Genomic DNA, 20,288 nt, shown 5'->3' with positions numbered 1-20,288 from the left:
GATTAGTGGCCGTTGTTCTGCAGCTTGCTGCCGCCCACTCCGTAGCCCGCCTTGCGCATGACGAAGCCTACGATCAGGCCGATGACCATGACAACCAGTCCGCCAATGAAGATCGGGGTACTGGCAATGACGAACGCGATGGAGGAAATCAGGGCACCGACCAGCATCACAAGTACGCAGGTCCAGGCAGCCGGGCTGTTTCCGTGGCCAATGGCGTCAGCGTGGCTGGCCATGGTGGATTCAGCTTGGTTTGCGGACACTGTTGTTTTGCTCATGTGAAATCTCCTCAGGATGAATACTGCTTACATTCTGCCATTTATTGGCGGCGCCCGGGACATCGTCCGACGTCACGACAGGCGTGTGGGCTTTTGTTGCGCCACACCTGCCCGGAAGCCCACTGTGGCTGCCTACGTAGGGTCCTCACCACGCGACAGGCTGTCCCAGCTGTCAATCTCGTCCACCGGTTCGTTGCTGCTCTTCCGGCCCCGTGCGCCGGCGTCGTACTTGGTCCGGGAGGTCCAATGACGTCCGGCCAGCGGCAAGGCAACAGCGCAAAGGGCCAGCAGGGCACCCGCCACAATGGCTGCCACCGGGAACGCCGTGGACGCAGCGTCAGCCTGTCCGCCGGACACGCCTGTTGCGGCAGCAATGGCACCTTGGGCGGCACCCAACGGGTCAAGCAGGACAGTGATTGCGGCAAGAATGATCCCGGCCGCCGACAGAACGATGAGGACCGCGATGATCCAGCGCGCGATTTTTCCGGCAATGGACGCTGCCAGTCCGCCGGCCAAGGCGACCACCGCAAGGGCAGTAACTGCCGTGGCTGCCTTGCTGCCTTGGACGTGGAGGTCGCTGTTGGACGCTCCGGTGGGATCCAGGCTGACCTCGATCCAGGTCTGCGTGGTGGCACCGAATACCGCCAGGGCAAGGATGGTGGTGGCGAGAACCACAGTGGATTTGCGTGCCCAGCGCGGCGGCTGCCTGACGGGAGATGCTGAGGGTGCGGTGCTCATGACGCGGAAGTCCCGTCGTCGTGGATGTCCGCAGTCCCTACCGTTTCAGCGGAAATGTTCTGCAGCGATCCCGCGGTGTGAACGGCCCGAAGGGGCGCGGCCGCTTTGTTCACCGTCTCCAGCGCTTCGGATGGCTTGTGCGAATCGGCCACGATTCCACCGCCGGCCTGGACATAGGCGCGGCCCTCACGGAGCAGGGCTGACCGGATGGCAATCGCCATGTCCATGTCACCGGCGAAGTCCAGGTAACCCACCACGCCGCCGTAGATGCCACGCCGGTGGGGTTCCAGTTCGTCCAGCAGTCGCAGCGCGCGCGGCTTGGGAGCGCCGGACAGCGTGCCCGCCGGGAACGTCGCTTTGAGGACGTCGTAGGCCTTGGCCTGGGGAGCGAGCTTCCCCACCACGGTGGACACCAGGTGCATGATGTGGCTGAACCGCTCCACTTCCATGAACTGCGTGACATCCACCGTTCCTGCCACACAGACCTTCGACAGATCGTTGCGGGACAGGTCCACCAACATCAGGTGCTCGGCCCGCTCCTTCTGGTCGGCCAGCAGTTCTGTCGCCAGTGCTTTGTCCGCCTCAACGGTCTTCCCACGGGGGCGCGAACCGGCGATGGGGTGGGTGATGACTTCCTCGCCGGTCACAGTCACAAGCGCTTCCGGTGACGAGCCCACAATCGAGTACCCGCGGCCGTCCGCATCCTCCAGGCTGAAGAGATACATGTACGGGCTCGGGTTGGTATTGCGCAGGACGCGGTAAACATCCAGGGGATCCGCAGCGCATTCCATCTCGAAGCGCCGGGAAATCACCACTTGGAAAACCTCGCCGTCAACAATGGCTTCCTTGCCGCGGTCGATCGCCTCAAGGTACTTGGCTTCATCCCACCGCTCCTGGACGCTGGAAGCAAAGTCCAGGGCAGCGGTTTCCAGCACAGAGACCGGCTGGGCCACGGGGGTGCTGATCTGGTCCAGCAAACCCTTCACCCGGGCGACGGCGTCGTGCCAGGCGTCGTCCACGCGCTCGGAGCTGTCGTCGAAGTTGATGGCGTTGGCAATCAGGAGGACGGTGCCGTCCACATTGTCATGAACAGCCATGTCGGTGACCAGGTTGAGGGCCATCTCAGGCAGGTGCAGGTCGTCTTCGGGTGGAGACGTCAGCCGCTCCCAGTGACGGACGGCTTCCCACCCGAGGAAGCCCACCAAACCGGACGTGAACGGCGGCAATCCATCAAAGCGGTCTGTTTGGAGTGCCGCGATGGTGTCCCGCACTGCGTCAACAGGGTTACCCGAGACGGGAACCCCCACGGGCGGCTCACCAATCCAGTGGGCCTGTCCGTCTTTGGTGGTCAGCGTGGCACGGGACTTGGATCCGATGAAGGAGTAACGCGACCACGCGCCGCCAACTGCCGCGGATTCCAAGAGGAATGTTCCAGGTTGGCCCTTGGCCAGCTTTCGGTACAAGCCGATAGGAGTCTCGGCGTCTGCCAGGACCTTGAGTCGGACAGGGATGACACGGCTGTGGACGGCGAGTTCGCGGAACTCTTCCAGGCCCGGGCTGATGATTCCAAGGTCCTGCATGGCTATGTTCTCCGCCTTTTGTCTGAGGTGGTGCGTCAGTGGAAAGTAGTGGGTGCCTTAGTCGCGGTGGCCCGTAACAACTGCGAAGTCGCGACCATCGAAGCAGGTCCGGGTACCGGTGTGGCAGGCTGCGCCGATCTGGTCCACGCGGATCAGGAGGGCATCGCCGTCGCAGTCAAGGGCGACAGACTTCACGAACTGTACGTGTCCGGAGGTGTCGCCCTTGCGCCAGTACTCCTGGCGGGAGCGCGAGTAGAACGTCACACGTCCCGTGGTCATGGTGCGGTGGAGAGCCTCGTCATCCATCCAACCAAGCATGAGGACCTCGTTGGTGTCATGCTGCTGCACGATAGCGGCAACGAGTCCGGATGAATCACGCTTGAGGGCGCTGGCGATCTCCTGCGGCAAGGGGCCTGCGGGGTCGCTGGAGAGCTCCACGGCGGGAGAGTGGCTGGGGGCGGACTGCTCTGACATCAGATCAAGTCTAGTGCCTTTGGCGGGAGCCGGATTCTGCGGCGGTTCCACTGCGCATGAGGGCTCCGATCGTGCTAGTTTCACAAGTGATGCATTTCGTCGATCCTTCCCGAGAAGTACTGGCCGAAACCCTGCTGGCGGCCGGACCTGACTCCCCCACGCTCTGCGAAGGGTGGCAGACGCGGGATCTTGCTGCTCATTTGTATCTGCGCGAACGGAAGATCGCAGTGGGTTTGGGCCTTCTGATTCCCAGCCTGGGCAAGGCCTCGGAAAAGGCCACTTCCAAACTTGCAGCCAAGCTCAAGAGCCCTGACGCCTACGCGGACCTCATCAAAACGTTCCGCGCCGGCCCACCGGCCCTCTCCCCCTTGAAGATCAAAGCCCTGGATGAGACGTCCAACCTCATTGAGTACTTTGTTCACACTGAGGACGTCCGCCGCGCGGGCGACCGTTGGGCCCCCCGCGCACTCGACGAAGCATATTCGGATGCCCTGTGGGACGACCTCATCAAGCGGGCTGCCTTCCTGTACCGCGGCGTAGACCTCGGCATCGTCCTGGTACGTCCCACCGGGCCGCGGCATGTCGCCAAGCGCGCCCCCGTTTCCGTCGCCATTGTTGGCGAACCGGGCGAATTGCTCATGCATGCGCACGGCCGCACCAGCCAGGCTTTGGTCACCTTCGAAGGCCAGCCGGACGCCGTCGCGTTGTTGCAGTCTGCCGATATCGGCCTCTAAACAAACCAAGGGAGGGTCACTGCGTGGTGACCCTCCCTTGCTTTTAATCACTGCCGATCAACGGACTTCGAAGCCGGCCTCCCGGATGGCGGCCTTGACCTGGGCGATCATGTCGTCCGGACCAAAGTGGAACACCGAAGCGGCCAGTACGGCATCAGCTCCTGCTTCTACGGCGGGCGGGAAGTGGGCCGGTTCCCCGGCTCCGCCCGAGGCAATGATCGGAATGTTCACTGCAGCGCGGACCAAGCGGATCAATTCAAGGTCGAAGCCGTCCTTCGTACCGTCGGCGTCGATCGAGTTGAGCAGGATTTCGCCCACGCCCCGGTCCGCTGCTTCCTTGGCCCAGGCGATGGCGTCGATGCCGGTTCCGGTGCGGCCACCGTGGGTGGTCACTTCAAAACCGGACGACGTCGGGACGTCACCTTCGCGGGTACGGCGCGCATCCACGGAGAGCACCAGGACCTGCGAGCCGAAGTGACGGGTGATTTCGTCAATGACCTCCGGACGGGCAACAGCGGCGGTATTGATGGACGCCTTGTCCGCACCGAAGCGCAGGAGCTTGTCCACCTCTGCCACGCCACGGACACCACCACCCACGGTGAGGGGAATGAAGACTTCCTCAGCCGTGCGGCGAACGACGTCGAACGTGGTTTCGCGGTTGCCGGATGAGGCAGTGACGTCCAGGAACGTCAGTTCATCGGCCCCGCCATTGTCGTAACGGTGCGCAAGTTCCACCGGATCACCGGCGTCGCGGAGGCCTTCAAAGTTGACGCCTTTGACGACGCGGCCTGCGTCGACATCAAGGCAGGGTATGACGCGGACGGCTACAGCCATGTGCTGCTCCTCAGTTCTGCTGGGCTCTACTCGATCACTGCGTGGGTTAGATGCGGCAGGCGTGGATGCTGCTGACCAGGATGGCGCGCGCACCGAGGTCGTAGAGCTCGTCCATGATGCGGTTGGTTTCTTTTTTGGGAACCATTGACCGCACGGCAACCCATTCCGAATCACGCAGGGGCGACACGGTGGGCGATTCAAGGCCGGGAGTCAGCGCAGCGGCGTCTTCCACCAGGTCCTTGCGGATGTCGTAGTCCATCAGCACGTACTGGCGGGCCACCAGGACGCCCTGGAGCCGGCGGATGAGGATCTCGATTTCCTTGGCTGTACCGTTGGCTGCTCCACCTGAACCGGAGCGGCGGATGAGCACGGCCTCGGACTTCAGGATGGGATCGCCAAAGATCTCCATGCCGGCAGCCTTGAGGGTGTTTCCGGTTTCGACGACGTCGGCAATGGCGTCCGCCACGCCGAGGCGTACGGAGGACTCCACAGCACCATCGAGGCGGACCACTGTGGCGTTCACGCCGCGCCCGGCGAGATAGTCGCGCAGGAGGCCGTCATAGCTGGTGGCCAGGCGCTTCCCTTCAAGCTGTTCGACGCCGGCGAAGTCACCTACAGGACCGGCAAACCGGAAGGTTGACGGCGCAAAGCCCAGGGGAAGAATTTCCTCGGCTTCGACCTTCGCATCGAGCAGGAGGTCCCTGCCGGTGATGCCGACATCCAGCGTTCCCTGGCCCACGTAAACAGCGATGTCACGGGGACGGAGGAAGAAGAACTCAATGTCGTTGTCGGGGTCCACCATGACCAGCTCGCGGGTATCGCGACGTTGGCGGTAACCGGCCTCGGACAACATGGCCGAGGCGGCTTCGGACAGGGATCCCTTATTGGGGACTGCTACACGGAGCATGGGGAGACTTTCTTGTTGGAAGGGAGTTTTCAGGCACCTTGGCCACGCAGGGGCTCCGCTACAGGCGAGCGGAGTGGCGTGGCTAGAGATGCTTGTAAACGTCCTCCAGAGTGAGGCCCTTGGCGAGCATGAGGACCTGCAGGTGGTAGAGCAGCTGGGAGATTTCCTCAGCGGCGGCTTCGTCCGATTCGTACTCCGCGGCCATCCAGACTTCGGCGGCCTCTTCGACCACCTTCTTGCCGATGCCGTGGATTCCGGAGTCCAGTTCGGCAACCGTGCGCGAGCCTGCCGGGCGGGTCGCTGCTTTCTCACTCAGTTCTGCGAACAGCGTCTCGAAATTCTTCACGCCCTCCAGACTACTTGCTCCGGGGCGGACACCGCTTGTTGGGGCGTTGCATGACGAAGGGGATGTGAGTGAAGACACACCCACATCCCCTTGAGTGCCCGCAGGCAAGGGCTTTAGCTGAACTGCTTCAACGTCACTGCCGTGGCGAGGGCTGCGGTGACAGCTTCGTGGCCTTTATCTTCTTTGGAACCGGGCAGGCCTGCGCGGTCCAGGCCCTGCTGCTCGGTGTCACAGGTGAGGACACCGAAGCCCACAGGCACGCCGGTGCGGACACTGACATCGGTGAGTCCGGATGTCGCGGCCTGGCATACGTAGTCAAAGTGCGGTGTCCCGCCGCGGATGACCACGCCAAGTGCCACCACTGCGTCAAAGTGCGGTGCGAGCCTGGCGGCGGCGACAGGAAGCTCAAAGCTGCCCGGAACCCGCAGGAGTGTGGGCTCGGCGATCCCGGCTTCCTTGGCGGCGCGAAGTGCGCCATCCACCAGCCCGTCCATGATCTGTGTGTGCCAGCTTGCTGCCACAATGGCCAGCTTGAGCTGCGAGGTTTCCTCAGGGTTAAGGGTGGTGAGGTCGATAGTGGGGGCGCCGTGTCCGCTCATGGTGTGGTGTGGATCCGTTCAGTCTTGGTTGTTGTCAAAGGTGTGGTTCGAAGGCGTCTTGCCATTGCTGACGGGCTCGACATCGAGCGTCAGCCGGTGGTCCATCCGGTCCTTCTTGGTTTGCAGGTAGCGCAGGTTCTGTTCGCGTGAAGGCACCTCGGTGGGGACCATTTCCACCACAGTCACTCCGGCCTTGTCGAGCCGGTGCTGCTTGTCGGGATTATTGCTCAGAAGCCGGACTTCATGAAGTCCCATCTCGGCGAGGATCTGTCCTGCCGCGCTGTACGAACGTGCATCAACCGGCAAGCCCAGCTGCTCATTGGCTTCCACTGTGTCGAAACCGGCTTCCTGCAAGGCGTAGGCCTTGATCTTGTTGGCCAGCCCGATGCCGCGGCCCTCCTGGCCGCGCAGGTAGAGCAGCGTTCCGCCTTCGGCGTGGATGAGTTCCAAGGCAAAAGCCAGCTGTTCTCCGCAGTCGCAGCGGTATGAACCGAAAACATCGCCGGTCAGGCACTCGGAGTGCAGCCGTACCAGCGGCGCACGGCCATCCTTCGGCGGATTGGGCGAACTGACGGCGAGGTGTTCAACGCCGGTCACGTGGTCCGTCCAGGCCTGAGCCACAAAGTCGCCGAAAGCCGTGGGCAACTGCACGATCGGGCCACCGCTGACGGGGTGGGGCGCAGGGCCGGTGTGGTCGCTGCTGCGCGTGGTCGATGCGGTCATCGCTTCTCCTCGTCCTCCTGTGAAATGGGTGCCGTCTGGGACTCTACCGCCTCAACATACGACACCAGGTCCTCTATGGAGATGAGGGGGCATCCATGGTCGGCGGCGAAGTCGCGCAGGCTGTCCAAGCGCATCATTTCACCATCATCATGTACCAACTCTGCGATCACACCCACCGGGGCCAACCCGGCAAGACGACACAGGTCTACGGCAGCTTCCGTGTGACCCGGACGTTCACGCACTCCCCCTTTAACCGCACGCAACGGGAAAATATGCCCGGGACGGGTTATGGAGGCCGGGGTGCTGCCCGGATCTGCCAGAATACGGGCCGTCAGGGCCCGGTCCGTAGCCGATATACCTGTACTGACGCCGATCGCTGCATCACAGGAAACGGTGTATGCGGTCCCCTTGGCGTCCTCGTTGATCTCCACCATGGGAGGCAGCACCAGTGCATCCGCACGTTCGCCGTCCAAAGGGACGCAGATGACGCCGGATGAATACCGGATGGTCCATCCCATGAGTGCGGGCGTGGCATGCTGGGCCGCGAAAATAATGTCACCTTCGTTCTCACGGTCCTCGTTGTCCACCACGATCACTGCCCGGCCCGCGGCCATCGCCTCAATGGCCGTTTCCACGGGATCCAGTGCTATACGGGGAGTTCCGGCCGGTGAGGTCTTTGCAGGGGCGCTCATCGTGTGCTCCCTGCCTGCGGCGCGAAGGACAGGAGGCGTTCGGTGTACTTGGCCAACACGTCCACTTCCAGGTTGACGTGGCCACCCACTGACTTGGCTCCCAGCCCGGTTTCTTCCAGCGTTGTGGGGATCAGCCCCACCTCAAACCACGGCGCCGGTTCGGCAGCAGCGCTGACGGCGGTCACTGTCAGCGAGACACCGTCGACGGCGATCGAACCTTTCTCCGCGATGTAGCGTGCCAACGGGGCCGGGACACCAAACCGCAGCCGGTCCCAATTTCCGAGGGCCTCGCGTTCCAGCAACTCCCCCACACCGTCCACGTGCCCCTGCACCACATGGCCGTCCAGCCGTCCCCCCGCTGGAACACAGCGTTCAAGGTTCACGGTGTCCCCCGAGGCCAACCCGCCGATGGTGGTCCGGACGAGGGTTTCACCCATGACATCAACGCTGAAGTCCTGCCCGTCAATTTGTGTGGCGGTCAGGCACACTCCGTTGACGGCGATGGAACCACCCAAGGCCAAGCCATCGGTGGTGGTGGGTGCTTTCAGCCGCAGCGTGGCGCTGGCGTCGCCGTCATGCTCAATGCCCAGCACGGTGCCTTGTTCTGCAACGATTCCCGTAAACATCAGTGTCCTCCTGTGACATGTTCCGCAGCTTCACCGCGCGGAACCAAACTCTTGTGTGGAACCAAATTCTTGATATTGGCGGCGGTGCCCCTTGGGGACCGCAGGTGCAGCCGAAGGTCGTTGCCGAGCGTCCGGACCGCTCCGCCACCGGCGTCGTCCCAGGACCAGTGCTGGGCGTCCGCCAGCGTGGTGATTCCGAGGTCGTGCAGGGCGGGAGTTCCGGATCCCAGCAACGTCGGAGCCATGTAGACGATCAGCTCGTCCACGAGATGCGCGCCAAGGAATGTGCTCAGGATGGACGAGCCGCCTTCCACCATGACGTGCCTGACTCCCTGGTCGAACAGCATGCCCAAAGCCTCTGCCGGATCCCGTGTTGGCAGGTGCACAAAGCGCCCGTCGGTCCCCCGGACTGCCGCATCCTCAGGGACCTCCCGTAAACCCATTACGGCGCGGACCGGCTGCCGGTTGGAGAGTTCTCCCTCCGCGTCCCTCGCAGTCAGCCTGGGGTTGTCGATCAGGACCGTCCCCGTGCCCACCAGGATGGCGTCGATGAGTCCCCGCAGCCCATGGTTGTCAGCGAGCGACTCCGGACTGGAAATCCATTGACTGGTGCCGTCCTCGGCCGCAATGCGGCTGTCCAACGTCTGGGCGATGTGCAAGGTGACGAAGGGGCGCTTGGCGGCAACGGCGTCGAACCAATCGCGATTGAGGTCGAACGCCCGCTCCAGGGCCAGCCCGGAACGGACCTCCACGCCGGCGGAACGGAGCGTACGGGCACCGCCCGCAGCGGGGTCGTGGGGATCGTCGACGGCGTAAATCACCTTTGAGATTCCCGCCGCCATGATTGCCTGCGCACAGGGTCCCGTGCGGCCCACATGGTTGCACGGTTCCAGGGTCACCACCATGGTTGTTCCCACGGTGTCGATGCCTTGCTTGCGGGCTTCGGAGATCGCGTCTGCTTCGGCATGGGCCGTGCCGGCACCCCGATGGTATCCCGTCGCCAATTGCTGGCCCCCGGGACTGAGGATGACTGCCCCAACCAACGGGTTGGCTCCGCGGGGACCGGCAAGGGCTGCGGCGAGTGCGGCATCCATGGCCGCGCGCTCCGCCGGAGTGTAGAGGGCTGTATCGGCCGTCATCGTGCAACTCCCGCCGGTAGTGCAAGGTCCGGTGTGCCGGCATCACGACCGGTGCGTTCGCGCTTTTCGGCCCGCCACCAGACGAAGAACCCGGTGAGGGTGAAGAAGCCGTAGAACAGGTACATGACCGCGCTGGCGTAGTAGCCGGCGCTGAACAGCAACGGCACACCTACAATGTCCACGGCAACCCAGATCAGCCAGAACTCAGTCCATCCACGGGCCATGCCGTACGTCGCCAGAAGTGACCCCATGAAGGTCCAGGCGTCGGCCCAGACCGGCGGGTAGGAACCGAGGGCATCAAACAAGGGCGTCAGCGCTGCCGTGCCGGCCACCATGGCGCCAACCAGGGCGATGCGGACCTTGTTGCTGGCCCAGCCAGGCACAATGGCGCGCCCTTGGCTGCTCGATTGACGGCCTTGCTGCCACCGGTACCAGCCGTAAATGGCGACGGCGATGAACATCACCTGCCGTGCTGCCTGCCCCCACAGGGTAGCCGGCGCAGCTGCACCAAAGACGTTACCCAGAAAGACCGTGAGCAGGAGGATGTTGCCGATTATGCCGATCGGCCAAGCCCAGACTTTGCGGCGCATACCGCCGAGGGCGCTGAGGAGCCCAAAAATGTTTCCAAGCACTTCGCGTAAGACAAGAGCAGATCCTCCAACGGGGATCTGTGCTTCGAAGAGCCATCGCAGAAAGTCCATGCCGTTCCTTCCCAGTAAGCCGCGATGACTCCGGGGGTGTACGACAGCGCAATGCCGGGCGTCGCTAAAGGAACGCCCACGGCATGACTGTACGTGCTTCTCCCATCCAGACTTTAACTGTCGGTACCGGAATTTCACCAGTTCAACCGTCTGCCATCGAAGGTCCAATCACTTGGAATCCGATGGCTCGCGGGTCGCGGACTATAACCGCCGGTTCGGACTTACACCGACCCCGGAGCACGTATGTGTGTTGTTATTCTGCCACAACTACCAAGACGGCCGGGCTATTCCCAGCCATCTTCGTAACATGTGGTGACGATCGTCAGGCGAACGTCGCCGTCACAGCCTGGCCCGCTGCACGGAGCCGATCGATCGCAGCTGCGGGGTCCTGGTGCCCATAGACCGCCGAGCCTGCCACGAACACATTGGCACCGGCTTCTGCGGCCCTGATGATGGTTTCCTCAGTAATTCCCCCATCCACTTGGATGGCCACGCCGATGCCGGAGCCCTCTACCGCAGCCCGCGCACGTCGGATTTTGGGCAGGGTGATGTCCAGGAAGGACTGCCCACCAAATCCGGGCTCCACCGTCATGATCAACAGCATGTCCAACTCGCTGAGCATGTCCAGGTAGGGCTCAACCGGCGTAGCCGGACGAAGGGCCATTCCAGCTTTGGATCCCCGCGCACGCAGTTCGCGTGCCAGCTTGACGGGGGCCATGGCGGCTTCCGCATGGAACGTCACCGAAGCAACGCCTGCGTCCGCGTAGGCAGGCGCCCAGCGGTCGGCGTCGGAAATCATCAGGTGGGCGTCCAACGGTACCGGACTGACCGCCTGGATCCGCTGCACGACCGGAAGGCCCAGCGTCAGGTTGGGGACAAAGTGGTTGTCCATGACGTCGACGTGAACGGCATCGGCATTGCTGATCCGCTGCAGTTCCGCCTCAAGGTTGACGAAATCGGCAGACAGGATGCTCGGATTGATACAGCACTGAGACAAAGCAGCCCCTCTGGGTCGGTGGAAATGGAAAGCCGGGTTCCGGCAGTTACGGCTTTTTACGGATGATGGCCATGAACATGGCATCGGTCTGGTGGACGTGCGGCCACAACTGGGCTGTTTGTTCGTGACCTGCGCCCAAGTGTCCGGTGAGGCTGACATCGTCAAGAGCCTGCCCGGCGTTGAGCAGTTCCAGGTCCGCACGCTTGGCCATGACGTCGCTGACAACCGCAGTGGTTTCGGCCGGGTGCGGCGAGCATGTCACATAGGCAACCACGCCGCCGGGCTTTACTGCATCAATTGCAGACTTCAAGAGGTCACGTTGCAACGGACCGAGGTCGCCAATGTCCTTGGGTGAGCGCCGCCAGCGCGATTCGGGCCGCCTGCGCAAAGCTCCCAGCCCGCTGCAGGGGACATCAACCAGGACGCGGTCGAAAGCTTCGGCCTGCTCCGAACCAACGTCGCGCCCGTCACCGGTCCGCACCGACCACGTGTCCTCCGGAACAGCCGACAGTGCCTGCTGAACGAGCTTCGCCCTGTGTGGCGCGGGCTCATTGGCCAACAACGTAGCGCCGTCCCGGTGCGCCAGGGCAGCCAAAAGGGCGGCCTTCCCTCCCGGACCTGCGCACAAGTCAAGCCAGCGTTCACTTCCCGAGGACACTCCGCCAAGGTCCACGCCAGCTAGAGCCCGGGCAACCAGCTGGGATCCGACATCCTGGACACGGGTGGTTCCGCGACGGACCGTCTCGAGGCGGCCGAGGTCTCCACCGGCGGACAAGGCAGAATCTTCCACCAGTTCGCCTGCCGTGGCCCCATTGTCGAAAGCCTCGTCCAGGCTTCCCAAACCCGGCAGCGCCACCAGATTGACCACGGGCGCGGCGTTGTCCGCCTCCAGCAGGTCATCAATTTCCGACTTCGGACGTCCGTGGTTGACAAGCGATTGGCGCAATGCGCGGACAATCCATTCAGGGTGGGCATGCCGGAGCGAGGCAATCCGGGTTTCATCGGTTTCGTTGGCCAGCAGGATGTCCAGCCACCCGCCCATGCTGTGGGCAGTGACCTTGCGCAGGACTGCGTTGATCAGGGCTGACGGACCTGCGCCGATGACGGCTCGCGCCAAGCCAACGGTCTGGTCCAACGCTGCATGCGCAGGAACACGCATGGAAAGCAACTGATGGGCGCCGATCCGCAGGGCATCCAGGATGGCAGGATCCAACTGCTCTAGGGGGCGGTCCACGCAGCGGGCGAGGATGGCGTCATAGGTGCCTTGGCCCCGCAAAGCGCCATAGCTCAGCTCCGTGGCGAAGCCGGCATCCCGGCGATCCAGCCGGTGTTCCCGGATGCGGGCTGGGAGCACCAGGTTGGCGTAGGCATCCTCGGAAGCAACAGCACGGAGCACTTCGAAGGCCACAAGACGGGCTGGGTCAGCGCGGCGCGTACGCTGCGATGGAGCATTGTTCGTGAAGCCCCGTTGAGGGCCACGGTTTCGCTCCCGGCCCTGGGCGTCACGCCGGCTTTCGCCACGTGCACCCCGGTTGCCTTGTCCGGCGCCGTCCCGGTTCCCGCTGTTGTTGGGGCCTCGCCGGCCGGACTCACTCATTCGAATACCACTCTCTCGGGTGTTGCCAAGCCGCGGGCCCAGTCAGCCGACGACATCATTTTCTTACCTGCCGGCTGGATCCTGCCGAGCTCAACGGCGTGGGATCCGGTGCCCACCAGCACAGACTTGCCATCCACCCTGATGGCGCCCGGAGCCAGGTCCTTGATCTCAGGACGGAGTGCCAGTGGTTCAAGTTTGATCCGCTGGCCTTCCAGCGTTGTCCATGCCCCCGGCTCGGGTGTCACACCACGGGCCCGGCGACTGACGGCAAGGGCAGGCAGCTGCCAGTCAAGGCGGCCGTCCTCCAGCATCAATTTGGGAGCGAGGGAGACTTCTCCGGTTTGGGGTTGCGGGGCAGCCTGACCGGCGTCGATCGCGGAAAGCGTCTGGCTGAGAAGCACGGCTCCGCTGATGGAGAGGCGCTTGAGGAGGTCCCCGGAGGTGTCGTCCGGCCGCACAGCTTCAGTGAGGGTACCGAACACGGGGCCGGTATCGAGGCCTTCTTCGAGCTGGAACGTTACGGCACCGGTGATTTCGTCCCCCGCGATGATTGATCGCTGGACGGGGGCAGCGCCCCGCCAAGCAGGGAGGAGCGAGAAATGCAGATTGACCCACCCATGCCTCGGAACTCCCAAGGCTGCCTTAGGAACAATTCCACCGTAGGCAACTATGGCAGCGACATCCGGGGCGAAGTCCGAGATCCGGGCGGTGGTTTCCGCATCGACCTTGGCCGCGCGGATGACGTCGATACCCAGTTCCATGGCCCGCGCTGCGACGGGCGAAGGTGTCAGTACACGCTTCCTGCCTACCGGCGCGTCCGGGCGCGTCAGGACCGCGACGACGTCGAATCCCGCCTTAACCAGAGCGTCCAACGATGGGACGGCCACCGCGGGGGTTCCTGCGAAAAGGACCCTCACTCGGGTGCCCCGAAACTGCCGCCACCAAAACTGGATCCCACGCTGGCGGCGCGCTGTGACGTGGTCTTCTCCGTGATGGCATGGTAGTTGGCGTTCCGGATGGCGCGGAGGGCTGCCTTACGGTCCTCCCCTTCCAACCTGTCCGTGTACAAGATGCCGTCAAGGTGGTCCGTTTCGTGCTGGAAACACCGGGCAAGCATGCCCTCTGCTTCCACCGAGACCGGGTTGCCGTTCAAATCAACGCCGGTGGCCCTGGTTGTCCGGAAACGGCGGACCGGGAAGCCCAGGCCGGGGATCGAGAGGCAACCCTCTACTTCATCCGGCTGGAAGTCATCGCTGTTTTCCAGGACAGGGTTGATGATGTGGCCTTCCACTCCACCAATGCGGTAAGTAAAAACGCGCTGGCTGACGCCGATCTGAGGTGCGGCGAGGCCCGCACCTTCCACGTCCTCCATGGTTTCCGTCATGTCAGCTACCAGCTTGGCGAGCTCCGGACCGAAATCGGTGACGGGGTCCGCTACGGTGCGCAACACCGGATCCCCGATGATTCGGATACTCAAAATTGCCATGTGCTGTCAGTCCTCACTATCGTCAAACCCGGCTCCGGGTGTTGCGGAGCCTAAGCCAGTTTAGTTGAGGTCAATCACCGCTGGCGCTGTTTGCCGCTCCGGCGCCAACCGCTGCGAACACCGGCGGAGCAATGGGCAACAGCGCTTGTCCCGCTGCAGAGACGTCTGCCGACATTTCCCAGACGCGCCGAAGCGCGCAGAACTTCCACCAGTGGTGCTTGAGGATTTCCGGGTTGGCCCGCATCGGCCGGACTTCGGTCTCTCCGATGGCTACAGCGAGCAGCATGGGGTTGTCTCCGTATTTCCATGGCTCCCATACTCCGGCAACGGGATCGACCAGGCTTTCCTCCGCCTTCATTCCGGCCGCGAGTTGCATGACCACTTTGTCATCGAGGGCCTTGACCGTTCCATCCCGCGTGGTGCCTTTGGTCTTGTAGTCGATCAAACAGATACGCCCATTGATCCGGGCTACAAGGTCAAGTGTCCCGGCATAGCCCACAGTCTTGTTCCACACGGTGATCTCCGGGGCCAGCGGCTCCACACGGTACAGTTCCCACCATTCATCGAAGCGGGCGGCAAACGCCTCCTCACCATGGGCTGCGAGGTCGTCCCTGCATTCCTGCATGCGGTGCGGACGTCCCAGAGCACGCAAGGCAACCTGCTCGCAGTACGTGTGCACGCGGTCGCCTCGTGCTGCTGCCGCGTCCCTATACACCTCAGCAGCTTTGGCCGCCTTGTTAATCGCTTGGCGGGTTTTGGCCGGGCTTCCAAGAATCGCCGGAAGCTCCGGGTCCGCAGCGAGACTGCTCGCACCCATGTAGCTGAACCAACCGTCCAGCGAGTGGGCCTGTTGTCCGATCACCGTGGTGATGGAGGGAACCGAAAATTGCTCCGTGGTAGAGCGGGCATACATCCGGCCGTAGTCAGTAGCGTGGGCAAGCAGTGGAGCAGTCATATAAAGACTGTGTCATACAGGGCCGACAGAATTCTCCGGCGGGAAGATCATTGCGAGTTGCTCCGGCGGCAGCCGGGCCAGCTTCGCCGCAAGGATGGGAGCCGTCTCCGCCAGTTCCGAAGTGGACAGCCCAGGGTCAGGAGGGGTCCAGGGCACATCAGGTTCATCGTCAGCACGCATGTTGACAAAGTGCTCCGATGAAGCGTTTCGTGACGCGAAATACCCATCGGTGTTGGCGAATGCCGTGCAATTACTGCCCCGTCAAGCGCGAGGCCGCCGTCAGCACCAAGGACTGGAGTGCTTACACCAGGCAAAAAGCGGACGTGGTGGCCGCGATCCTCACAAGCGCAGGAGAACCCGACTAGCACTAACCAGCGTCCGGTATGGGATCCTTCATCGGCGCCTTGGCGTTGAACCGAATCCCCATGTGAGAGAGGCAAAGATCAATGAAGATTGGCAACTTCGTTCCTGCGAGGGTTGAGCTGCAGGAATCCCAGGTTGGCCGCCGGCAGGTACTGATAAGCCTCGGGGGCGCAGTTCTCGTCGCCACGGTGAGTGCGTGCCCTGCTGGTTGATTGCCATTTAATGACACCAGGACAAGAGGGGGAATGCGATCAACCGTGGCAATTACTGAAACCGAGACACCTTGGTGGTGGGACTGGGTAGTACCGGTGTGGTGTCCCCGTGGTACTTGGGACAGTAGGTAGCCATCATCCTGCCGAGCAGGATTCATGGACCTCGCTCGCGAGTCCCACGCAGGTACCAGGGAGTGGAGGAAAATGCCTCAGAAACCCAAAAGCCCCCGGAATTCCGGGGGCTTCTCTTGGTGGGCGATACTGGGTTCGAACCAGTGACCTCTTCGGTGTGAACGAAGCGCGCTACCACTGCGCCAATCGCCCGGGTGCATAGAAAACACTAACCGACCACGGCCTGATTGCAAAACCGATCAGCGCCTTCATTGACAACGGAACTACAGCGGTGGAATTACATGGGTGAAACTCAGGGGATTCCGCGCAGATTCAAGGATCCAGCCACCTGCGAAACCAAATCCCCACCCTCGATTTGGAGTTTGCAACAACCTCCTATAGAGTTTTTACTCGTCGGAAAGCGACGGAAAGCCTGAAGGGTTGTCCGTCGAAACGACACTGCGGACGTAGCTCAGCTGGTAGAGCACCACCTTGCCAAGGTGGATGTCGCGAGTTCGAATCTCGTCGTCCGCTCGCAAGGCACTGTCAAAGCAGGAATTTCCCGGAATTCGGCTTACACGGTGGGTTGGCCGAGAGGCGAGGCAGCGGCCTGCAAAGCCGTATACACGGGTTCGAATCCCGTACCCACCTCGGTGAAAACCATGTCTTCCAGCAGTTGGCTGGATGCATGGGCGATTGGCGCAGCGGTAGCGCGCTTCCCTGACACGGAAGAGGTCACTGGTTCGATCCCAGTATCGCCCACCAGAACAAGGCAACTTGTTTGTTGTTGACGGCCAGGCATCAGCCCGGCAGACAACATGTGCGGACGTAGCTCAGCTGGTAGAGCACCACCTTGCCAAGGTGGATGTCGCGAGTTCGAATCTCGTCGTCCGCTCCAGAAAGAAAAGCAGCTCCCCCGGAGCTGCTTTTTTTGTACCCAACTTCAGCAAATAATCGATTCATTACTTGAAGTAACCGATACCCCTCAGAAGAAGTCGCTTTATCTAATGTGATTAGGCTCGCATAATGTACTGCGAGCTCATCACCGTTCCACGCCAACTGGCAGGAGTACCCCCATGAATCAACAGACGGCTTCCAAGTCCGTCCTGAGGCGCAAGCCGATCGACGACATTGAGGAAGAAAACAAGCACAGCGGACTATTCAAAAGTCTGGGCCTCTGGCAGCTGACGGCCATCGGCGTCGGCGGAATTATCGGCGTCGGGATCTTCTCCCTCGCCGGCCTTGTAGCCCACGGGAGCGAGGGAACTCCGGGCGTAGGCCCCGCAGTTCTGATTTCCTTCCTGATCGCCGGCTTGGCATCCGGCGCCGCCGCGCTGTCCTACGCCGAATTCGCTGGAATGATCCCCCGCGCCGGCTCGGCTTACACCTACGGCTACGTGGCCCTCGGCGAGATCATTGGCTGGTTCATCGGCTGGGATCTGCTGCTGGAATACATCGCGATCGTGGCTGTGGTGGCCATCGGCATCTCCGGTTACTTCGATGCGTTCCTCTCCGGCATCGGAATCCACATGCCAACGTGGATGACGTCCACTGCCGACGAGGGCAAGGGCGGCCTCATCAACCTCCCGGCGATCCTGGTCTGCCTGTTGGTCACGTGGATCCTGAGCCGTGGAACCAAGGCCTTTGGCCGGTTCGAACTGGTAGCGGTGGCCATCAAGGTCATCCTGATCCTGTTCATCATCGGACTCGGTATTTTCTACGTCAACGCCGAGAACTACAACCCGTTCATGCCCAGCGGCTTCGGTCCGGTTATCGCCGGCGCCGCAACCGTCTTCTTCGCAGTCTTCGGCTATGACGCCATGAGCACGGCGGCCGAAGAGGCGAAGGACGGCAAGAAGCACATGCCCAAGGCCATTATCTTGTCCTTGATCATCGCCATGCTTTTGTACGTAGCTGCCACGCTGGTCCTGACCGGTATGCAGAACTACAAGGACATCAACCCCACGGCCGGCTTCGCGTCGGCGTTCCAGGGGGTTGGACTGCCCGTCATTGCCACCATCATCTCGGTGTTCGCGGTGCTTTCCATCCTGACCGTCATGCTGACCTTCCTGTTGGGCGTCACGCGCGTGTGGTTCTCCATGAGCCGCGACGGCCTGCTGCCCGGTTGGTTCGCCAAGACTGACCGGCACGGCACGCCACAGCGCGTGACGTGGATCGCCGGCGTTGCTTCGGCCTTCCTCGCCGGCGTTTTCCCCATCAAGGAAGTAGCCGACCTCACCAACATCGGCATCCTGGCCGCCTTCGTGGTGGTCTGCGTTTCAGTAATTGTTTTCCGATACACCAAGCCAAATGCTCCGAGGACGTTCCGGTTGCCGCTCATGCCGATCGTCCCTGCCTTCGGCGTCCTGGCCTCCGCGTTCCTGATGTTCCAACTGCATTGGGAAACCTGGGCCCGGTTTGGAGTGTGGCTGGTCATCGGCCTGGTGATCTACTTCGCGTACGGTCGCAGGCACTCACTGATGAACCCGGACAGCCCGCGCCACAAGGTGGAAAGTAAGCCATTGGCGTAGTTTGTCCACAGCGTCATCCGCAACCCTTGGCACCCCTGTCAAGTGGTGTTAGGGTCGGACGCGGAGGAGCGAACTGGCTCCGCGATGGAAGGGAGGTGCCCGTGGGTTTAATTGACGACCTGAAGGGCAAGGCTCAGGGTCTCATTCAAGGCAACGAAGAAGCCATCAAGAATGGCATCGAAAAGGCCGGGGATTTTGTGGACAATAAGACGGGCGGCAAGTATGCCGGCCACGTCGACAAGGTCCAGAATGCCGCTTCCGACTTCGTGGCCAAGAACGACGGAAAGCCTGGACAGGCTCCCGTCACGGATGAGCCGAAGCAGCCGTAGCTGCCTGAGCCGCCGTACCAGATACGTCAAGGGGGCACCGGTCCCGCCGAGAGGCGCCACCGGTGCCCTTGGCGTTTAACCGACAGGGCGTCCGACCGCTGTTCGGGTACGTTGGACTTCATGCGTTCTGTCTCCCCGCCCACCACTCATAACCATGTCAGCCGGGACACACTGGGCCCGCCGATCACCGCCGGCATTGTGACAGCGTTGGTTGGCTTTACTTCATCGTTCGCAGTAGTCCTGGCAGGTCTTCAAGCTGTGGGGGCCAATCAGGCCCAGGCATCCAGCGGTTTACTGGCACTCACCCTGACCTTCGGCCTCGGGATCCTGTGGCTGTCCTGGCGGTCCAGGATGCCGGTCACGCTCGCGTGGTCAACACCCGGGGCAGCGCTGCTCGCCTCCGCTGGAACGGTCGACGGCGGCTGGCCGGCTGCCGTGGGCGCGTTCCTGATGGTCGGGGTACTGATCGTCCTGACGGGATTGTTGCCGGTGTTGGGGCGCCTCATGGCCAGGATCCCTACTGCGCTGGCGCAAGCCATGCTTGCCGGGGTCCTGCTTCCCCTGTGCCTGGCGCCCTTCAAGTCGTTGGGCTCGGCACCGCTCCTCGTTGCTCCGGTGATCTTGTGCTGGGTTGTGCTGATGAAGTTCGCACCGCGTTGGTCTGTCCCTGCATCGTTGCTGGTTGCCCTCGCCGTCATCGGGATCCACATAGTCTCCAACGGAGTCCAGGTACCCCTTCACAGCCTCGTGCCAAGGCTTGAGTGGACAACTCCGGCCTTCTCCCTAGAGGCTGCCGTAGGGCTGGCATTACCCTTGTTCATCGTCACCATGGCATCGCAAAACATTCCAGGCGTCGCAGTCCTGAAGTCGTTCGGGTACACCACTCCATGGCGCCCCTCGATGCTGGTCACCGGCGCGGGCACTCTTGCCGGTGCACCCTTCGGCGGACACGCGATAAACCTCGCGGCGCTCAGCGCAGCGCTGGCGGCGGGAGAGGAAGCAGGCAAGGACCATGGCAGGCGTTGGATCGCAGCGTTCGTTTCCGGACTGGCCTACCTTGTCCTGGCCGCGGCGTCCGCGGCGCTGGTGACGTTGGTGGCCGCAGCCCCGCCAGGACTCCTGGAAGCCGTCGCCGGCCTGGCACTCCTGGGGACCCTGGCCGCCTCCATTTCCTCAGCGCTGGCTGTAGCGGAGGAACGCATTCCGGCTTGCATCACTTTCCTGTTGGCAGCGTCTGGCCTCAGCTTTGCCGGGGTTGGCGCTGCGTTCTGGGCGCTTGCCGGAGGCATCCTGGTGCGCTGGATGCTCAAGAGCCGCGAGCCTGTTCAGAAAGCGTGAA

22 protein-coding genes, 5 tRNA genes and 1 riboswitch are annotated in these 20,288 nt (G+C 62.6%); of the genes, 8 read left to right on the top strand and 19 right to left on the bottom strand.

The features are described 5' to 3' along the window. Positions 1–2: 2 nt before the first annotated feature. The 4 genes from WBN73_RS17790 to hisI form a co-directional block, all read right to left on the bottom strand. The gene (locus tag WBN73_RS17790) at positions 3–275 is read right to left on the bottom strand and encodes an HGxxPAAW family protein (protein WP_207597212.1); all 273 of its coding nucleotides are present in this window, start codon (positions 273–275) and stop codon (positions 3–5) included. A gap of 132 nt (positions 276–407) precedes the next feature. Next, complete coding sequence (locus WBN73_RS17785) at positions 408–1,013, bottom strand: Trp biosynthesis-associated membrane protein (protein ID WP_337340920.1); 606 nt, start codon at positions 1,011–1,013, stop codon at positions 408–410. Then, positions 1,010–2,593: an anthranilate synthase component I gene (locus tag WBN73_RS17780; protein WP_337340921.1), complete on the bottom strand. Its 1,584-nt coding sequence runs from the start codon at positions 2,591–2,593 to the stop codon at positions 1,010–1,012. The genes WBN73_RS17785 and WBN73_RS17780 overlap by 4 nt, the downstream gene beginning before the upstream one ends. Positions 2,594–2,650: 57 nt before the next feature. Then, entirely contained in the window at positions 2,651–3,067 is a 417-nt protein-coding gene (hisI, locus tag WBN73_RS17775; protein ID WP_337340922.1) for a phosphoribosyl-AMP cyclohydrolase, read from the bottom strand. Positions 3,068–3,156: 89 nt separating this feature from the next. Here hisI and WBN73_RS17770 point away from each other — a divergent pair, with 89 nt between their 5' ends. Then, positions 3,157–3,801 carry a TIGR03085 family metal-binding protein gene (locus tag WBN73_RS17770; protein ID WP_207597537.1) on the top strand — a complete coding sequence of 215 codons (645 nt, stop codon included), beginning with the start codon at positions 3,157–3,159 and terminating at the stop codon, positions 3,799–3,801. A 57-nt stretch (positions 3,802–3,858) separates the two neighbouring features. Here the strand turns inward: WBN73_RS17770 and hisF are convergent, their stop codons facing one another. The 15 genes from hisF to WBN73_RS17695 form a co-directional block, all read right to left on the bottom strand. After that, a complete protein-coding gene (hisF, locus tag WBN73_RS17765; protein ID WP_089594622.1) occupies positions 3,859–4,635 on the bottom strand; it encodes an imidazole glycerol phosphate synthase subunit HisF in 777 nt (258 codons plus the stop codon). 46 nt (positions 4,636–4,681) lie between these two features. After that, the gene (hisG, locus tag WBN73_RS17760; RefSeq protein ID WP_207597208.1) at positions 4,682–5,542 is read right to left on the bottom strand and encodes an ATP phosphoribosyltransferase; all 861 of its coding nucleotides are present in this window, start codon (positions 5,540–5,542) and stop codon (positions 4,682–4,684) included. Positions 5,543–5,624: 82 nt separating this feature from the next. Beyond that, positions 5,625–5,888 (bottom strand): phosphoribosyl-ATP diphosphatase, encoded by a 264-nt coding sequence (locus WBN73_RS17755; protein WP_024820576.1) that lies wholly within the window; start codon positions 5,886–5,888, stop codon positions 5,625–5,627. A 113-nt stretch (positions 5,889–6,001) separates the two neighbouring features. Beyond that, positions 6,002–6,487, bottom strand: a complete 486-nt coding sequence (ribH, locus tag WBN73_RS17750; protein ID WP_207597207.1) for a 6,7-dimethyl-8-ribityllumazine synthase — start codon at positions 6,485–6,487, stop codon at positions 6,002–6,004. Positions 6,488–6,505: 18 nt separating this feature from the next. After that, the gene (ribA, locus tag WBN73_RS17745; protein ID WP_207597206.1) at positions 6,506–7,210 is read right to left on the bottom strand and encodes a GTP cyclohydrolase II; all 705 of its coding nucleotides are present in this window, start codon (positions 7,208–7,210) and stop codon (positions 6,506–6,508) included. Continuing rightward, positions 7,207–7,902, bottom strand: coding sequence for a 3,4-dihydroxy-2-butanone-4-phosphate synthase (gene ribB, locus WBN73_RS17740; protein WP_207597205.1), 696 nt, complete (start codon positions 7,900–7,902; stop codon positions 7,207–7,209). The genes ribA and ribB overlap by 4 nt, the downstream gene beginning before the upstream one ends. Continuing rightward, entirely contained in the window at positions 7,899–8,528 is a 630-nt protein-coding gene (locus tag WBN73_RS17735; protein WP_337340923.1) for a riboflavin synthase, read from the bottom strand. Before WBN73_RS17735 ends, ribB begins: the two co-directional genes overlap by 4 nt. Next, positions 8,528–9,667, bottom strand: coding sequence for a bifunctional diaminohydroxyphosphoribosylaminopyrimidine deaminase/5-amino-6-(5-phosphoribosylamino)uracil reductase RibD (gene ribD, locus WBN73_RS17730; RefSeq protein WP_207597203.1), 1,140 nt, complete (start codon positions 9,665–9,667; stop codon positions 8,528–8,530). Before ribD ends, WBN73_RS17735 begins: the two co-directional genes overlap by 1 nt. Further along, positions 9,664–10,368: a nicotinamide riboside transporter PnuC gene (pnuC, locus tag WBN73_RS17725; protein ID WP_207597202.1), complete on the bottom strand. Its 705-nt coding sequence runs from the start codon at positions 10,366–10,368 to the stop codon at positions 9,664–9,666. Before pnuC ends, ribD begins: the two co-directional genes overlap by 4 nt. Positions 10,369–10,457: 89 nt before the next feature. After that, positions 10,458–10,613, bottom strand: a riboswitch (FMN riboswitch). 77 nt (positions 10,614–10,690) lie between these two features. Then, complete coding sequence (rpe, locus tag WBN73_RS17720; protein ID WP_172323889.1) at positions 10,691–11,365, bottom strand: ribulose-phosphate 3-epimerase; 675 nt, start codon at positions 11,363–11,365, stop codon at positions 10,691–10,693. A 46-nt stretch (positions 11,366–11,411) separates the two neighbouring features. Further along, positions 11,412–12,962 (bottom strand): RsmB/NOP family class I SAM-dependent RNA methyltransferase, encoded by a 1,551-nt coding sequence (locus WBN73_RS17715; protein WP_337340924.1) that lies wholly within the window; start codon positions 12,960–12,962, stop codon positions 11,412–11,414. Then, positions 12,959–13,879, bottom strand: a complete 921-nt coding sequence (gene fmt, locus WBN73_RS17710) for a methionyl-tRNA formyltransferase (protein ID WP_207597200.1) — start codon at positions 13,877–13,879, stop codon at positions 12,959–12,961. Before fmt ends, WBN73_RS17715 begins: the two co-directional genes overlap by 4 nt. Continuing rightward, positions 13,876–14,448 carry a peptide deformylase gene (def, locus tag WBN73_RS17705; RefSeq protein ID WP_207597199.1) on the bottom strand — a complete coding sequence of 191 codons (573 nt, stop codon included), beginning with the start codon at positions 14,446–14,448 and terminating at the stop codon, positions 13,876–13,878. Before def ends, fmt begins: the two co-directional genes overlap by 4 nt. Positions 14,449–14,518: 70 nt before the next feature. Next, a complete protein-coding gene (locus WBN73_RS17700) occupies positions 14,519–15,403 on the bottom strand; it encodes a cytochrome (protein WP_207597198.1) in 885 nt (294 codons plus the stop codon). Between the two features lie 824 nt (positions 15,404–16,227). After that, a tRNA-Val gene (locus WBN73_RS17695) sits at positions 16,228–16,302 on the bottom strand. A gap of 248 nt (positions 16,303–16,550) precedes the next feature. Between WBN73_RS17695 and WBN73_RS17690 the strand changes: the two genes are divergently transcribed. From WBN73_RS17690 to WBN73_RS17660, 7 genes are all read left to right on the top strand, one after another. Further along, positions 16,551–16,623 (top strand) — tRNA-Gly (locus WBN73_RS17690). Between the two features lie 46 nt (positions 16,624–16,669). After that, a tRNA-Cys gene (locus WBN73_RS17685) sits at positions 16,670–16,740 on the top strand. A 39-nt stretch (positions 16,741–16,779) separates the two neighbouring features. Next, a tRNA-Val gene (locus WBN73_RS17680) sits at positions 16,780–16,854 on the top strand. Between the two features lie 57 nt (positions 16,855–16,911). Further along, positions 16,912–16,987: transfer RNA gene (locus WBN73_RS17675), tRNA-Gly, on the top strand. A gap of 178 nt (positions 16,988–17,165) precedes the next feature. After that, a complete protein-coding gene (locus WBN73_RS17670) occupies positions 17,166–18,620 on the top strand; it encodes an amino acid permease (protein ID WP_207597197.1) in 1,455 nt (484 codons plus the stop codon). A gap of 95 nt (positions 18,621–18,715) precedes the next feature. Next, positions 18,716–18,949, top strand: coding sequence for an antitoxin (locus tag WBN73_RS17665; protein WP_207597196.1), 234 nt, complete (start codon positions 18,716–18,718; stop codon positions 18,947–18,949). A gap of 120 nt (positions 18,950–19,069) precedes the next feature. Further along, positions 19,070–20,287 (top strand): benzoate/H(+) symporter BenE family transporter, encoded by a 1,218-nt coding sequence (locus WBN73_RS17660; RefSeq protein WP_207597195.1) that lies wholly within the window; start codon positions 19,070–19,072, stop codon positions 20,285–20,287. Position 20,288: the final 1 nt, after the last annotated feature.

The organism is Paenarthrobacter sp. CCNWLY172 (genome assembly GCF_037402035.1).
Taxonomy (GTDB): domain Bacteria; phylum Actinomycetota; class Actinomycetes; order Actinomycetales; family Micrococcaceae; genus Arthrobacter.
This window is presented reverse-complemented; position numbering and strand designations above follow the sequence as displayed.

Excerpts from the sequence above, each read along its gene's own strand:
- WBN73_RS17790 (WP_207597212.1), bottom strand. The coding sequence starts at position 275 with ATGAGCAAAACAACAGTGTCCGCAAACCAAGCTGAATCCACCATGGCC.
- WBN73_RS17785 (WP_337340920.1), bottom strand. The coding sequence starts at position 1,013 with ATGAGCACCGCACCCTCAGCATCTCCCGTCAGGCAGCCGCCGCGCTGG.
- WBN73_RS17780 (WP_337340921.1), bottom strand. The coding sequence starts at position 2,593 with ATGCAGGACCTTGGAATCATCAGCCCGGGCCTGGAAGAGTTCCGCGAA.
- hisI (WP_337340922.1), bottom strand. The coding sequence starts at position 3,067 with ATGTCAGAGCAGTCCGCCCCCAGCCACTCTCCCGCCGTGGAGCTCTCC.
- WBN73_RS17770 (WP_207597537.1), top strand. The coding sequence starts at position 3,157 with ATGCATTTCGTCGATCCTTCCCGAGAAGTACTGGCCGAAACCCTGCTG.
- hisF (WP_089594622.1), bottom strand. The coding sequence starts at position 4,635 with ATGGCTGTAGCCGTCCGCGTCATACCCTGCCTTGATGTCGACGCAGGC.
- hisG (WP_207597208.1), bottom strand. The coding sequence starts at position 5,542 with ATGCTCCGTGTAGCAGTCCCCAATAAGGGATCCCTGTCCGAAGCCGCC.
- ribH (WP_207597207.1), bottom strand. The coding sequence starts at position 6,487 with ATGAGCGGACACGGCGCCCCCACTATCGACCTCACCACCCTTAACCCT.
- ribA (WP_207597206.1), bottom strand. The coding sequence starts at position 7,210 with ATGACCGCATCGACCACGCGCAGCAGCGACCACACCGGCCCTGCGCCC.
- ribB (WP_207597205.1), bottom strand. The coding sequence starts at position 7,902 with ATGAGCGCCCCTGCAAAGACCTCACCGGCCGGAACTCCCCGTATAGCA.
- WBN73_RS17735 (WP_337340923.1), bottom strand. The coding sequence starts at position 8,528 with ATGTTTACGGGAATCGTTGCAGAACAAGGCACCGTGCTGGGCATTGAG.
- ribD (WP_207597203.1), bottom strand. The coding sequence starts at position 9,667 with ATGACGGCCGATACAGCCCTCTACACTCCGGCGGAGCGCGCGGCCATG.
- pnuC (WP_207597202.1), bottom strand. The coding sequence starts at position 10,368 with ATGGACTTTCTGCGATGGCTCTTCGAAGCACAGATCCCCGTTGGAGGA.
- WBN73_RS17715 (WP_337340924.1), bottom strand. The coding sequence starts at position 12,962 with ATGAGTGAGTCCGGCCGGCGAGGCCCCAACAACAGCGGGAACCGGGAC.
- def (WP_207597199.1), bottom strand. The coding sequence starts at position 14,448 with ATGGCAATTTTGAGTATCCGAATCATCGGGGATCCGGTGTTGCGCACC.
- WBN73_RS17700 (WP_207597198.1), bottom strand. The coding sequence starts at position 15,403 with ATGACTGCTCCACTGCTTGCCCACGCTACTGACTACGGCCGGATGTAT.
- WBN73_RS17670 (WP_207597197.1), top strand. The coding sequence starts at position 17,166 with ATGAATCAACAGACGGCTTCCAAGTCCGTCCTGAGGCGCAAGCCGATC.
- WBN73_RS17660 (WP_207597195.1), top strand. The coding sequence starts at position 19,070 with ATGCGTTCTGTCTCCCCGCCCACCACTCATAACCATGTCAGCCGGGAC.